Genomic DNA, 379 nt, shown 5'->3' on the forward strand with positions numbered 1-379 from the left:
GTATAGGTCAGCTTGTCATCCGAAACAGTGTAGTCAGCCATCTGGGGCTGCGGTTTGAAATCGGCATCAAGCGCCAGCAGCGTGTCATAGATCATGTAGCCGTGATTGCGCACGATATGAGCGGTCGTGATGATCGGATCGAGAATACGCAGGCCAGAATGCGGTACGGCCATCATTGTTGTGGCCGAGGCATCCGTTCCAAAGCCCGCAACACAGGCTGAAAGGGCGATGATCGCCGCAACGAGCCGGCTTCTTGCCCGGCTTGCTTTTCTGGTCAACTGAGCGTGCATGATTTCGCTGTTCCCTTTTTTGTTTGGCAGGTAGCGACCGAAACGCGCGGGCATTGGCCCGCACGCAAGCGCACGGCACCCTTCCGATC

The 379-nt window shown here is 57.0% G+C and carries 1 protein-coding gene; it reads right to left on the bottom strand.

Features of this window, described 5'->3' with window-relative positions; all coding sequences use genetic code 11:
- The coding region (locus AYO36_RS16940; RefSeq protein ID WP_369815323.1) for a hypothetical protein at positions 1 to 290 on the bottom strand (290 nt) is incomplete at its 3' end.
- Positions 291 to 379: the final 89 nt, after the last annotated feature.

The sequence above is a fragment of the Exiguobacterium sp. KKBO11 genome (assembly GCF_001644945.1).
GTDB classification, from domain to species: domain Bacteria; phylum Bacillota; class Bacilli; order Exiguobacteriales; family Exiguobacteriaceae; genus Exiguobacterium_A; species Exiguobacterium_A abrahamii.